Annotated in this window: 10 protein-coding genes; 3 read left to right on the forward strand and 7 right to left on the reverse strand. The window is 40.3% G+C overall.

The features are described 5' to 3' along the window. Positions 1–97 precede the first annotated feature (97 nt). The 3 genes from porW (at position 98) to uvrC (ending at position 6,892) form a co-directional block, all read left to right on the forward strand. Positions 98–2,716 carry a type IX secretion system periplasmic lipoprotein PorW/SprE gene (porW, locus tag ACFSKL_RS05080; RefSeq protein ID WP_376884666.1) on the forward strand — a complete coding sequence of 873 codons (2,619 nt, stop codon included), beginning with the start codon at positions 98–100 and terminating at the stop codon, positions 2,714–2,716. Positions 2,717–2,743: 27 nt separating this feature from the next. After that, positions 2,744–5,017 carry a penicillin-binding protein 1A gene (locus ACFSKL_RS05085; RefSeq protein WP_376884057.1) on the forward strand — a complete coding sequence of 758 codons (2,274 nt, stop codon included), beginning with the start codon at positions 2,744–2,746 and terminating at the stop codon, positions 5,015–5,017. A gap of 69 nt (positions 5,018–5,086) precedes the next feature. After that, entirely contained in the window at positions 5,087–6,892 is a 1,806-nt protein-coding gene (uvrC, locus tag ACFSKL_RS05090; RefSeq protein WP_376884058.1) for an excinuclease ABC subunit UvrC, read from the forward strand. Between the two features lie 20 nt (positions 6,893–6,912). Here uvrC and porN read toward each other — a convergent pair whose 3' ends face one another. The 7 genes from porN to ACFSKL_RS05125 form a co-directional block, all read right to left on the reverse strand. Continuing rightward, a complete protein-coding gene (porN, locus tag ACFSKL_RS05095) occupies positions 6,913–7,725 on the reverse strand; it encodes a type IX secretion system ring subunit PorN/GldN (protein WP_376884060.1) in 813 nt (270 codons plus the stop codon). Positions 7,726–7,764: 39 nt separating this feature from the next. Continuing rightward, positions 7,765–9,363: a type IX secretion system motor protein PorM/GldM gene (gene porM, locus ACFSKL_RS05100; RefSeq protein ID WP_376884062.1), complete on the reverse strand. Its 1,599-nt coding sequence runs from the start codon at positions 9,361–9,363 to the stop codon at positions 7,765–7,767. A gap of 45 nt (positions 9,364–9,408) precedes the next feature. Continuing rightward, on the reverse strand, positions 9,409–10,215 hold the full coding sequence (porL, locus tag ACFSKL_RS05105) for a type IX secretion system motor protein PorL/GldL (RefSeq protein WP_376884063.1): 807 nt from the start codon (positions 10,213–10,215) through the stop codon (positions 9,409–9,411). Positions 10,216–10,263: 48 nt separating this feature from the next. Beyond that, positions 10,264–11,358 carry a T9SS ring complex lipoprotein PorK/GldK gene (porK, locus tag ACFSKL_RS05110; protein WP_376884065.1) on the reverse strand — a complete coding sequence of 365 codons (1,095 nt, stop codon included), beginning with the start codon at positions 11,356–11,358 and terminating at the stop codon, positions 10,264–10,266. Positions 11,359–11,475: 117 nt separating this feature from the next. Continuing rightward, positions 11,476–12,447 (reverse strand): PorP/SprF family type IX secretion system membrane protein, encoded by a 972-nt coding sequence (locus ACFSKL_RS05115; protein WP_376884067.1) that lies wholly within the window; start codon positions 12,445–12,447, stop codon positions 11,476–11,478. A gap of 77 nt (positions 12,448–12,524) precedes the next feature. Beyond that, the gene (locus tag ACFSKL_RS05120; RefSeq protein ID WP_376884068.1) at positions 12,525–13,298 is read right to left on the reverse strand and encodes a uroporphyrinogen-III synthase; all 774 of its coding nucleotides are present in this window, start codon (positions 13,296–13,298) and stop codon (positions 12,525–12,527) included. Between the two features lie 42 nt (positions 13,299–13,340). After that, on the reverse strand, positions 13,341–14,459 hold the full coding sequence (locus ACFSKL_RS05125) for a DUF4271 domain-containing protein (protein ID WP_376884070.1): 1,119 nt from the start codon (positions 14,457–14,459) through the stop codon (positions 13,341–13,343). Position 14,460 lies beyond the last annotated feature (1 nt).

The following is a 14,460-nucleotide window of genomic DNA, read 5'->3' on the forward strand; positions in this document are numbered from 1 at the left end:
AGTATTTGTAAGTCCCAAAAATATAATATTAATCATAACCGTTTAATAAATTGAAGCAAAACCTTTATTTTGGTCAATTGAATTTCCCATGTCAGCAATGAAAACGCAACACACTTGTTTTATTATGTTTTTGATCTTGCTTTTTTCGGCATGTTCCTCAGAAAAAAACACTTTTACCAACAGGCTCTACCACAATACAACTTCAAGGTACAATGCCTATTACCTCTCCAATGAGAAGATCACCGAATTGGAAACCACAATCAAAAACAACCACAAAGAAGACTTCAGCCAAGTACTCCCTGTATTCTACCCAATTGACAGTGCCACCATCGAACAAAATGAAGAATTGCTCAAAGAAGCAAGAGAGCTCTCTTCCAAGGCCATTGATTGGCATAGAATTTCTAAATGGGTAGATGACAATTATTTTTTGATCGGGTTGATAGATTATTACCAGGCAGATACCGATGATGCCATCAACACATTCAAATACATCAACGTAAACAGCAAGGACAAAGACCTTAGACACAGAAGTTTGATCCAATTAATGCGGATATTTATCGATCAAAAAAATTACGATGATGTAATATTTGTAATAGATTACCTTTCCAAAGAGTCCAAGATCAACAAGGACAACAGGTATCTGCTTTTCAAAACGCTGGCCTATTACTACCATTCAAAAGGTGAGGTAGAAGGGAAAATTGGCGCTTTGGACAAAGCACTTCCATATACCAAAGACAAAAAAGAAAAGTCCAGAATCAACTTTATACTGGCCCAACTTTACCAAAGGGAAGGGCTGGACGCATTGGCTTTTAGCTATTACCAAGAATCCCTCAAAGGCAATCCTCCATATGAGAGAAGCTTCTTTGCCCAACTCTATGCCCAGAAAGTGGCAGAGCTTGACAAGTCCAAGGATTTCAAGAAGGTAAGGAACTACTATGATGATCTGTATTCAGATAGTAAAAATAAGGATCTGAGGGACGTCGTCCTATATGAGAAAGCTTTGTTTGAGCTCAAGCAAGACGATAAAGAAGAAGCGGTAAGCCTCTTGATAAGGGCCGCCAAAGAGGAAGGATCCAATCCCATCCAAAAGGGCTATATCTATCAGAAACTTGCGGAAATAAGCCTTGAGACGGACAAAAATTACCAGGCAGCAAAATATTATTACGACAGTGCTTTGACACATTTCAGACCGATGGATCCTTCCTACAATCAGATTGAGGCTAAAAAAGGGATTTTGGATGAGTACGTGTTGCATTTTGAGACCATCACCAAAAATGACAGCTTGATCCTGCTCAGCAAAATGAGTCCAGAAGAACAAAGCCTTGTAGCTGAAAACTATATCAAAAGCGAGGAGGAAAGGCTACTGAAAGAGGCTGCCGCAAAGGAGAAACCCAAGAATTCCGGGATTTTTGACAACCTATTAGCTTTTGGCGGGAAAAGTAGCGGTGAAAGTTTCTACTTTGACAATACTGTTGCCATGCAGCAGGGGTCCATCGATTTCTTCAGAAACTGGGGAAACAGGCCACTCCAAGACAATTGGAGAAGAAGCTCCCAGGGCTTTTCCTCGTCTGGCCCAAGTGAGATTGAAGAAGGACGTGACTTGGAAGAGGAAGAGGATCAAGAAGAAGAAAGCATTTCCGAACAAATACCCAGCAAGGAGAGTCTCTTGTCCCAAATCCCAAAATCGGAAGAAGACATTGACAAACTCAATTCGGAATTGGAAATCTCCTATTTTGAATTGGGTAAACTTCTGTATTTTGATTTTAAGGAGCCTGAATTCAGCATTGAGAATCTGGAAAACCTGATCACGGCATATCCAAATACGATCAAAAAACCTGAAGCCTATTATATTCTGTACCTAGCCCAAAAGGAAAGAGATGGAAATTCGCAACTCTACAGCCAAAGACTAAACAGGGAGTTTCCCGAATCACCATTTACATTTTCGGTGAACAACCCTGGTGGGGCATCTGGAAACCTCGCCTACATGCAGTCATCAAACGGCTACAAAGAAGCTTACCAACTGTATCAATCCCGTGACTATGGACAAGCAAGAAGGGTTCTCCGGACTACATTGGAAGAAAATCCGCTGACCAGAAATACAGAAAAACTACTTTTGTTGGATGTAATGGTATCCGGGAAACTCGATGACCGTGAAAGATATAAAACAAGACTGGAATCATATATCCAAAACACAGAAAATCCAGAGCTATTAAAAATGGCAAGAAATATGCTAATAGCACTTACAGGTGAAAAACCAGAGGAGGATCTGTTGTCTGAGGTAGAAAATGAAACTGATTCCGAACCAACTGAAGATTCAAATGTAGAGGCAATCGAGGAAGAAGTAACCCCTTATAAAGAGAATCCTAATCAAACACATATATTTGTGATTGTTTTGGAGCCTGAAAAGTCAAAGGCAGCCAAATCGCTTTTGGGTGAACTTGAAAACTTCCATTCCGCCAACTTTTCATCTTTGAGATTGAGAACTGGCAACATGAACCTCAACAAGGAAAATGCCATCTACATAGTCAGCCCATTCAATAATGCGGAGAAAGCTATAGAATACAGAAAAAAATTCTTGGATGATTTCGAATCAACATCCTTATCGGACAGTGATAAATCCCAAAGTTTTTTGATCTCTATAGAGAACTTCCAAGAACTAAACAAAAGAAAAAATATAGAAGAATACAGAACCTTCTATAAGAATTCGTACAAGTAAATTTCCTTATTCAATTTCATTCTTAAAATGACCAAAAAAACAATAAAATACCTCTGGTTGATATTCGTCGCCGGACTGTTCAGTTTTATAATTTTTGTATGGGCAGTCAGTGTCAATTTTCTCGGCCTGTTTGGGGAATTGCCTGATTTCAAAGCATTGGAGAACCCACAAAGTGAATTAGCCTCAGAACTATATTCTGCAGACAATGTACTTTTGGGCACCTATTTTAGGGAAAACAGAAGTCCGGTCACTTACAATGATTTATCCCCGAATCTTGTCAAAGCCCTGATCGCAACAGAGGATATCCGCTTTGAAGAACATTCTGGAATAGATTTCCAAAGTATGGGAAGGGTGTTTTTCAAATCTATCGTCCTGAGGCAAGGGGCAGGTGGTGGAAGTACCTTGTCACAACAAACCGCCAAAAATCTTTTCAAAACCAGAACCAAGGAATCACAGGGACTCCTAAGCCGAATACCGGGGTTGAGGATGCTGATCATCAAAACAAAAGAGTGGATAGTCGCCACTAGATTGGAAAGATCGTATACCAAAGATGAAATCCTTACGCTCTATCTGAACACATCTGAATTTGGAAGCAATGCCTATGGTATCAAAACTGCAGCAAAAACCTTTTTCGACAAAACGCCGAACGATCTGAACCTTCAAGAAGCCGCAGTACTAGTAGGATTATTCAAAGCCCCTACATACTATAGCCCTGTTTTCAATCCAGAAAACTCCCTCAGAAGAAGAAATACTGTATTGAGCCAAATGGAAAGATATGATTTCCTCACAAAGGCCCAATATGACTCTCTCAAAGTACTTCCCATTGAGCTTGACTACAATGTCCAAAACCACAACCAAGGACAGGCGCAATACTTCCGGGAGGTCTTGAAGGCAGATTTGATCAAGTGGACAAAAGAAAACCTAAAGCCAGATGGAACCCCCTATGACCTTTATGGGGATGGGCTAAAAATATATGTGACAATAGACAGCCGAATGCAAAAATATGCCGAAGAAGCTGTACAAGAACACATGAAAGCTTTGCAAGAGCTGTTTGAAAAAGAAATGGGCAATAGAGATCCATGGATAGACCAGCATGGAAGGGTGATCCCCAATTTCCTCGAAACACAAGTCAAAAGGACAGAGGCATATAGAAACTTGGTAAAGAGATACAATACCAACACAGATTCGATTCAGATCAAACTCAATGAAAAGAAAAGAATGAGAGTGTTCTCTTGGGAAAAAGGTGAGGTAGACACATTGATGAGTACCATGGACTCGCTGAGACATTATAAGAAGCACCTTCAAACAGGTTTCATATCAATGGATCCTGAAAACGGACATATCAAAGCATGGGTGGGTGGCATCAACCAGAAATACTTCAAATATGACCATGTGAAGCAAGGAAGAAGACAACCGGGATCTACATTTAAACCGTTCGTATATGCCGCAGCTATCGAAAATGGATACAGTCCTTGCTACTCGGTAATCGACCAACCTGTAGAGATCAACATCCCGGGACAACCAACTTGGAGACCAAGCAATGCCGACAGTAAATTTTCTTATGAAAAATTGACTATCAGAAGGGCCATGGCTCAATCGATCAACTCTATCACTGCGTATATGATGAAAAAACTCAGTCCAAAGGTAGTTGTAGAAACTGCAAGAAGGTTGGGAATTACAAGTGATTTGGAAGAAGTCCCTGCGCTTGCTTTGGGAACCAACGATGTTTCCATCTATGAAATGGTTGGTGCCTTTGGGACATTTGTCAACAAAGGAGAACACATTACACCTTTTTATATTGACAGGATTGAAGACAAAAACGGAAACCTGCTACAACAGTTTACACCGAAAAAGAAGCCTGCTATGAGCGAAGAGCATGCGTACTTGATGGTCTACATGCTTAGAGGTGGATTTGAAGAAACAAGAGGTACTTCACAAGGTGTTCCATATGCACTTCGGGAAGGAAATGAACTTGGAGGTAAAACAGGTACTACGCAGAATGCATCTGATGGTTGGTACATGGGAATCAGCAAAGATTTGGTATCGGGTGTATGGGTCGGTGGTGATGACAGGGCGATACACTTCAGAAGCTGGATCAATGGTCAGGGCGGCAGGACTGCCAGGCCTATTTGGGTGAAGTTTATGGAAAAAGTGTATGCAGACGAAACCTTAGGAATCACCAAAGGTCCATTCCCAAGACCTGAAAGACCATTGAGCATTGAAATAAACTGTGATCAGTATGAAATGCAAAGCAATCGATTTAGTGATTATGACTATGATCCAAGGAAAAACGATTTCTAAATTGACCTCCAATTAATAGTTTTGAAAAACAGCCTCCGACAAAGGCTGTTTTTTTATCTTTGTACAAATATGGAAGCTTCTTTTTATACACCGGACGACTACAATACCCTTCCCGACCAGCCCGGGGTTTATAAATATTACAACGAAAATCAGGAATTGATCTATGTTGGAAAAGCGAAAAGCTTGAAAAAAAGAGTCTCCAGTTATTTCGTAAAAAACACGGGGGTCAACCACAAAACCAGAAAAATGGTTAGGGAAATCAGGAAGATAGAAATCACCTTGGTCAATTCCGAGTTTGATGCCTTACTCCTAGAAAACAACCTGATCAAAAAAACACAACCCAAGTACAACATCCTCCTAAGGGATGACAAAACCTACCCTTATCTTCTAGTCACAAAAGAGAACTTTCCCCAAATCTACCCAACCAGAAAGATGATTCAGGGCAAAGGGACATACTATGGTCCATTTGCCAGTGTCAAGGCAATGAACAATGTGCTGGAATTGATCAGGAGCCTGTTTACAATCAGAACCTGCAAGCTTGACCTGAACCCATACAAAATAGCCGAACAAAAGTATAAAGTATGCTTGGAATACCATATTGGCAATTGCCTTGGCCCTTGTGAAGGGCTACAGGGAGAGCCAGCTTACATGAAAGATATCGAACAGGCCAAAAATATCCTCAAGGGAAATCTGGGCATTGCAAAAGCGTATTTCAAACAATACATGCAGGAAGCTGCTGAAAAATATGCTTTCGAAAGGGCACAATACTACAAAGACAAGCTTGATCTATTGGAGAAATACCAAGCGAAATCAATGGTAGTAAACCCGGGCATCAAAGATTTGGATGTATTCACCATCGTCACGGATGAGAAAATCGCTTACGTCAATTTCCTTAAAATCAAAAATGGAAGCATCAACATCACCAAAACTGTAGAACTCAAGAAAAAACTTGACGAAACTGAAGCGGAACTGTTGCTGACGGCAATAGTCAGGCTTAGGGATCAATTCAACAGTGAATCTCCCGAAATCATAGCCAACGTAGAATTTGAAGAAGAATACGAAGGGCTCAATGTACATGTACCCAAGATTGGGGACAAAAAGCATTTGCTGGAACTTTCTCTAAAAAATGCCAAATACTACAAAAAAGAAAAAGCATTGGCTGCAGGAGATGTCCAAGACAAGAAGTTCAGGGTCTTGAAACAACTGCAAAATGACCTTTCACTCCAAGAGATGCCAGACCATATCGAGTGCTTTGACAACTCCAATATCCAAGGAACAAACCCTGTCGCCAGCATGGTCTGCTTTCTCAACGGCAAACCGGCAAACAAGGAGTATAGACATTATCATATCAAAACTGTAGAAGGACCAAATGATTTTGCATCTATGACTGAGGTCGTAGGGAGACGGTACAAGCGATTGATTGAGGAAAACAAACCTTTGCCAAAACTAATAGTCATTGATGGTGGAAAAGGGCAGCTTTCGTCCTCCGTGGAAGCATTGAAGAATCTGGGGATCTATGGCAAAGTTCCAATCATAGGAATTGCGAAAAGGTTGGAGGAGATCTATTTCCCTGAGGACTCCTACCCAATCCATATTGATAAAAAATCAGAATCCTTAAGACTTCTTCAACGTATCCGGGATGAAGCCCACCGATTTGCAATTACATTCCATAGGGATGTGAGAAGCAAAAAAGCTTTTGGAACGCAACTTACCGAGATTGAAGGAATAGGGCCAGGGACTTCAGAAAAACTTTTGAAACACTTCAAATCATACAAAAAGATCAAAGAAGCAAGTCCTGAAGAGATTGAAGCCCTCATAGGTAAAAGCAAGGCAGAAAAGCTCTTGGAAGCAATAGGACAAAAAAAGAGCGATTGACAAGTCAATCGCTCTTTTTTTTACCATTCCCAAAGGGAATTTTCATAATCCAACAGTTTGTATTCAAACTCCAAAGCATCAAGGAAAGCCTGCAACTCTGGATTCGGGTGTTGCGGATCTACCATATCCACAATCAAAGCATCGTGTCTATTGGCATATTTCCTTACCACGGATCTGAACAACCTCAAATCAAAAGCCTGATCATATGTCAACTCCTTTGAAGCATTTTGGAAATTGATCCATTTGGCTTCTGGGTGGTCTTTGAAATGATTGTAAAAATCCTTGAACCTGATAAATGCCACCGATTTTTGCCCGGCATTGGAATTGGTCTCAGATGGCATTACAATTTCGATATGCTTCACATCAAACTTCGTTTGGGAGTGGTGCTTGTCAAAAAGGAAGTCTTCCCTAAAATCCAAATAATAAAGGTTTTTCACAAATATGCTATCTCCATTCGCAGCCATCCAGAAATTATTCTGGAATTCAGCAATTGAAAGAGGCTCTGTAAACTCCTCATCTGCGAACACCTCCAAAGCATTGTCTTCGACTACAGCTTTGTAAATATTGTTGATAATACCATTGCCCTTGGAATCTCCAGATCCATAAAGAGGCAAGTTGTATTTTTCTCGCAGATCAATCCTTCTCCAAACCGCAATCTGATACATTTTATCATCTTCCCTGATCGGTCTGATCGAATAAACTGTATCCATCTTAAACTGACGGTCACCTGTGCCGGATGGGTTCATGCTCGTAGGAACTTGCGCAAAACCATCTTGACTCAAGTAGAGACCGAGAAATAAGATTAGACTTAATATTTTAGCATGCTTTTTCATATGCTGATTTATTTACTGTCCTAATGGACATTTCAATTTTTACTTAATTGCAATTATTACAATCTGCGGATTCGGAAGTGGCATTTTGATTTTTCTGTTCTGGAAATTAGTTCTGGTAATCTCTGTTACCCTAATAACCAATCGATCGCCAGTTTTGGCTGTCTCCGCCAAATTCCTTATCCCTACCGTCTCTCCCGAGATATTCACAGAACCTCTCGGTACTTCACTCCTGATTAATGTAATTTCCCCTCCTGTCACTTCAAATTTAGCATCCCTCGCCATTGTTCTGGCGAAAGTAGGTTCTGCAACTGCTTTTATCAGTATAGACTGAAGTGGCGCAACTCCTTGTGACAAGTCGATTGGCCCTTGGGCTGTAGAAGGGACAATTGTAGGCATCGGAACAGGTCTGATATCATATGACACATCCCCAATCCTATTTCCTCCACTACTCACTCCTATCACTGTTTTACCCGATGCTCCCGGAATGATGGTTACTTGCCCAGGTCTAGATCCCGAAATCGCTGTACCATTGCTTACCGAGAATGACGGAGAATAGCTATTCCCCAATGCCGGCACATCAATCATCAAATCATTGGCACAATCTGCATACAATTGGTTAACTACTTCAGAAGTAACCCTAATTACAGGTTGAGCTACAAAGTACTCATACTCTATTGGCAATACTTGATCTTCTCCTCCCACATTTGTTGTAATCTCACCTTTAATCACACGTCTGGAAAGCCCTTTGTCATCATATTGCCCTGGAGTAGCCGTGAACTCTATTTTCCCGAACCCTCCTTCTACAGGAACATCTCTCCCATCTATGGTCATCTTTGGGACATCCGATGATGAACTAGATGCGATAAACATATCAGCTTGAAATTTGGTACCCGCAGCTACCACATTAGACTGAGCTGCAATCGTCGCCTGTACTATATCAGCTTTGTAGAAGAATGAGCCTATTGTATTTGTAATGGCAGCTAAAGATTCACTCTCCACATTCAGGACTTCATTTTGAAATTGTGATATCAATGTCAATACAGCTCCAATCGGTGACTTGACGAAAGTGAGGTTGACGAAATCCTTTGTTCTAACGTCTGGATCATTTTTGAATAAGTCAATTTGATCCGCATCCTTTGCAATAGGCTGAAATGTCATATCAATACCAACTTCTTTCAACAATGCACTCACTTCCTGGGGATACTTATTCAGGATCTCCTGCATTTCATACCCCTTACGGTTATTGTTGAAGATATTTCCAGGAACGTCTACATTCTTGAGGGCAGAGGTTTTGAACATTCCCTGATCGTCCTTTGCATTGGAAACGGTGATCAGTTCTTCTTTCATTGATTCCAGGTAGTTGAATACCTCTGCTGTCTTTTTTCTTAGTTCTTGAGCTACTTTTACTTTTGGTAGATCTTTTTCGTTATTACCTTGTTGCTCAACTGTCCCAGCTATCGATTGGACAGCAAATTCATTTTTAAGGATATAATTCTTTGATGTTCTCTCCAAACCATCATTGATCAATACAAACTTCTGAAGGATCTGATTGCTTACCTGTAGTGCCAACAATGCTGTCAACACAAGGTACATCATCCCAATCATCCGCTGTCTTGGTGTTTCTTTACCGCCGGCCATATTATTTTTCTAAAAGGTTAAACATACTTTATTGTTCAATAAGGCTTAACCTTTCATGGCTGATAACATGCCACCATATATTTTATTCAAAGAACTTACATTCGCATTCAATTTTGCCAATTCATTCTTGAAGGCCTCAGTCTCTTTTCCAGCTTCATTCAATCCTTCCAAAGCAGAAGTCATGTTGGAGTAGAACTTGTTCAAAGTCTTCACATGTGAGTTGGCATCTTGCAATTCCATTTCATAGACATTGTTCAATGCCGATAGGTTTTTGGTCACGGCCACCACTTGGTTATGGTACTCTTTTGCATCTGTCGATGCAGAAGACATCTCAGTAAGTGCAGCAGCAGTCTTTCCATAAGACTGGTTGATATCAACCAGGGTTTTGGAAGCTGACTTTACATTTTCAGCGTATTCATTTGTAGCTACGGCAGCATCTGAAAGCTTGCCCATTTTTTCGGCAGAGGAAGCAAGGTTTTGCATTCCTTTCCCAAGACTTTCGATCAGTTCGGGACCAATTTTGGCATTTTCCAACATGTCGTCCAATTGCTGGGTAGCACTTGGTCCTGTCGCTGCCATTTTTGCAGCAGCTCTCCTCTCGGCAGGCGTATCACCTCCAAGTTCCGGGTATACTTTTGTCCAATCTAACTCTTCATGCTTTGGTTCGAATGCCGATAAAAAGAAAATTGCAGCTTCTGTGGATAGACCTACACCAATCATCAAACTTGCGAAAGGCCAATCCAAAATCTTAAACATTGCTCCAAGGATTACAACGGCAGCTCCGATACCATATATCTTTGGCATAATGGAGCTATAAAATTTATACTTAAATGATTGTTTATTCTGTTCCATTTTGATTAAAGTGTCTTTTTAGGGATTGTGTGTTGTTCAAAAGTTTGTTTATCGTTGTCTTCTTCTATTGTTTCCAACATCCATCGATCCAGATCTACCCATAAATGTCATTGTAGTCCTGAAGCCTATGTGGGCTGTTTTCACATCTTGATATTCATAAGTCCTAGTACTTGTCTCTAGATAATGTGCAATATCTTTCCAAGAACCACCCCTTACTACTTTTCTAGTCTCTCCTTCATTTATGTATTTAGGATCCAAATCCCACGTCAAGGCAGTCCCTACTTCACTGAAATCATCCAACACCCATTCAGAAACATTTCCGGCCATGTTGTAAAGACCAAAACCATTTGGTGCAAACACATCAACAGGGGCTGTGTACGAAAATCCATCATCAATATAGTTACCACGTCCCGGTTTGAAGTTTGCCATAAGACATCCCCTCTTGTTTTTCAAGTACGGACCTCCCCATGGATACTTGGCCACATCTTTTCCTCCTTTGGCTGCATATTCCCACTCTGCTTCGGTAGGTAACCTGAATGGGGGCATATCAAATTCAGACTTGTCGTTTGCATTCATATGAAAAGTTCTCCACTCACAATACATATTCGCCTGTTCCCAGCTGACACCTACTACCGGATAGTTATCAAAAGCTGGATGGTCAAAATAGAATTCCATCAATGGATCACCGTAATGGTATGAAAAGCTGGTAGACCAAACTGTAGTGTCAGGAAGTACTTCATCAAGATTGAACTGTGGGGGATCTTTCAAGGTGGTAGGGGTAGAATATGAGTACTCACCCAATCTTACCGCCTCGATAAACTGTCTGTATTTATTGTTCGAAACCTCATATTTGTCCATATAGAATTCGGATATCGTAACCTGTCTATTGAAAGCAGAATTACTGGCAGCAATATCTTCATCAGCTTGCCCCATCCAAAAAGTCCCTGCTTTGACAGCCACCATATCTATGGGGAGGTTTTGTTGCCAACCTACCCTTTTTGCGACTCCCGTAACCTCTCCTCTCCTGTTATCCTTTTCACTTGCAGACCCTTTCTTTCCAAAGAGCCCACAACCTTGCATTACCGATGCCGCTATAACCATCGCTATTACAGGGAAATACCTTGAAATCATTTTTTTATACATCAATGACACTAATTAAGTTATGTAAATAACTGTTAAATTCCGCTTCCAACGAAAGCGAAATTTAAACGAAAATCTGAGAAAATTACTAACCAATCCCAAAATTTTATTCGTATTCTTTTAGAATCTGAATCTTGGTGTCCGCTGGATTGCCCGTTGAAACTCCCTCGATACTTGTGGCAGGTTGTAAGTCAACATAAACTCATGGCTTGTTGGAGACTTGGCCTCCAAGCCACCAACTACCAAATCAAATGCGTATCCTATCCTCAATGAGTTATCTTTAAGAAGGCTATAGCCCACCAAAAGAGAGACCGATTCTTCCCCCCTAAATGCTACACCTCCACTAATCTTTTGATTATGTGTCGCTATAACGCTCAAGTCATAGGAAAAATTATTAAAAGACACCGTTTTTAATAGAAAACTTGGCTCAATCGTCAGAAAAGCAAATGTCTTGATCCTATATCCTGCATTTAGATAGGAATGGTTTTTCAGTTGGTTTTCTATTGCACCATCTCCGAAATCAAACCCCGGCTCATTGAGATGCTTTGAACTAGCACCTACATAGAAGTTACCTCTATCATAAATCGCGCCAAGACCAAAATTCAGATTCATCTGCGTCTCCCTTCCACTTGCAGGCACATTGGGATCAGGATTGACAAGGATCCATTCGTCATACTTGACCGTACTGGAATAAACCCCTCCCGACAGACCAATACTCAATACCCCCCTTCTCAATCTTTTGTGATATCCTACCGCCAGATTCACTTCTTGGTTGGAAGTCGGACCAATATTGTCATTGACAAATGTCAAGCCATAGCCCATATTCAACTTGTCCAGTGAACCTGATGCAGTCAGCAACTGGGTGATGGGTGCAGGGCCGTTGGATCCCGAATAATTTGCCCATTGGGTCCTATGCAGAGCGGAGAAATTATATCCTTTTTCCTTTCCCGCAAAAGCTGGGTTATAAAACAACCCATTGTACATATACTGGGTAAACTGGGCATCTTGCTGTGAAAACACAGTTTTGGCTGACAGCAATGTCAGCAATAAGAACGGTAAAAATTTAAGTGAGGGGTATTTCAGCTTATCCATGTATCAAAAGATTTTATCTTTTCAGAACCTATTCTACACAATTAAACTGAAAAACCCCACAAAAGATTGAAAAGATGTCATAAATTATTTGCCTTTTTTATATAAAGTTCCAAAGCTCCAGTCATACTTGGGGCATTTGGCATCGGCGCCTCAATATCCAAAAGGAGATTTTCCTCCCTCACCGCCTCTGCCGTCGTTGGTCCAAAAGCAGCTATCCTTGTATTGTTTTGCTTGAAATCCGGAAAATTGGTCATCAAAGACTTGATTCCCGATGGGCTGAAAAAAGCCAAAACATCATATTTGATATCCCTCAAATCTGACAAGTCCGCGGCTACTGTATGGTATATGATTGCTTCTGTAAATTCGATATTACTTTTAGCCATATAAGTAGGGATTTCATCCTTTCTGATATCCGAACATGGGAAAAGGTATTTTTCCGATTTGTGCTTTTTGAAATAATCAAACAAATCAGACGCTGTCTTTTGCCCTACAAACAACTTCCTTTTTCTGATGACAATGTATTTCTGTAGATAATGGGCTGTCTGGTCTGAAATACAAAAGTACTTCATGTCAGCAGGCATCTCAATTTTCAACTCTTTACAGATTGTAAAGAAATGGTCAATCGCATTTCTACTCGTAAAAATTATGGCAGTATGCTTGAGTATATCAATTTTCTGCTTCCTAAAATCTTTTAACGAAACCGGCTCCACTTGAATAAATGGCCTAAAATCAATTTTAAGATTATATTTTTCCGCTAACTGAAAATAAGGTGACTTATCATCGCTAGGTTTAGGTTGTGAAACTAATATGCTTTTAACTGGGTGGAATCTGTCTTTAGTAGATTTACTCATAGTGTATCGCTTATTCTTATTTTAACCTTTTTTTGAAACTTGCTAACCCATGATAAATTTAGAAATTATCAAAAAGGGCACTAATTCCGCGGTGCAAATGTAAGCAAATAAATGGTAATTATTAAAAGCTACACGATTCATCATGATAAACATCAAAAGTCCGACGCCAAACAAATAGATCCAAAAAATAAATATGGCCGAATTTTTTACTATTATTCCCAACTGATCCGGGCTATTAAGGGCAAAAAACGATATTATTATGACAAAAAGTACCGCCAAAACAGAAACTACCCTCAATAAATAGAAAAAATGCGAAAATTCATTTTTCCCAAGTTCATAGATAATCGACATGAATTTGATGAAAAGAAACTTGGCCACCGTCAATCCAAAAAGCACCAAAGTTGCAAATAGCCAATATAGAAAAAGCTCATTCACACCCCCTTCTACAAATTTATTGACACTTTCAAAACCAACCTCCTTGACACCCACCATGGCTATCAGCGCCAACAGCAGATTTACGATGATTATGTAAAAGATGATATCCAGGGAAAAGAATTTCTGGATGGAATTGGACTCGGAAAAATCTTCTGCTGTGAATATTCCCTGGGGATTGATGATATAGCTCAAAACCAAAGGATAGATGACTTTATAAATCGCAATCAAAAACAATATCAATATCATGGCCAGGAAAAAGAAGTCATAAAAACCATCTGTTTCCCTACTTTCGATTTTCTGGATGGAATTATCTTCGAGCACCTCGGTAGTCCTACCCAAGTCGAAGTACCCTTTCTTGATGGATACTTCGGAAGTATTGATCCCCTTCTTCAATACCGAAAAATCCAAAGTCGGGGCATCCTCAAGACCAAAACCGGTCCGAAGCTCTTCTATCGAAATCACCAAGGCTGTATCTATAGGAGTATGGAACCACAGCACCTGACCCAAAAACACGGTTGCACCAGATGGGATTTCCAACAAGAATCCGGACTTGGGGAATTTTTCAAGATCAAGCGCCACTTGGACAATCTCAGAAGACTGAAACCAGCCAGGCTGGTTGACATAAGCCAACTTGGAATCATAATTTTCAATCACTTGTCCCAACGATTGAACTTGGAAAGCAAAAAAGCATATCCCAACCAATAAAAGCTTCTGAATTCTATTCATA

This window comes from Belliella marina, assembly GCF_042682445.1.
GTDB classification, from domain to species: Bacteria; Bacteroidota; Bacteroidia; order Cytophagales; family Cyclobacteriaceae; genus Belliella; species Belliella marina.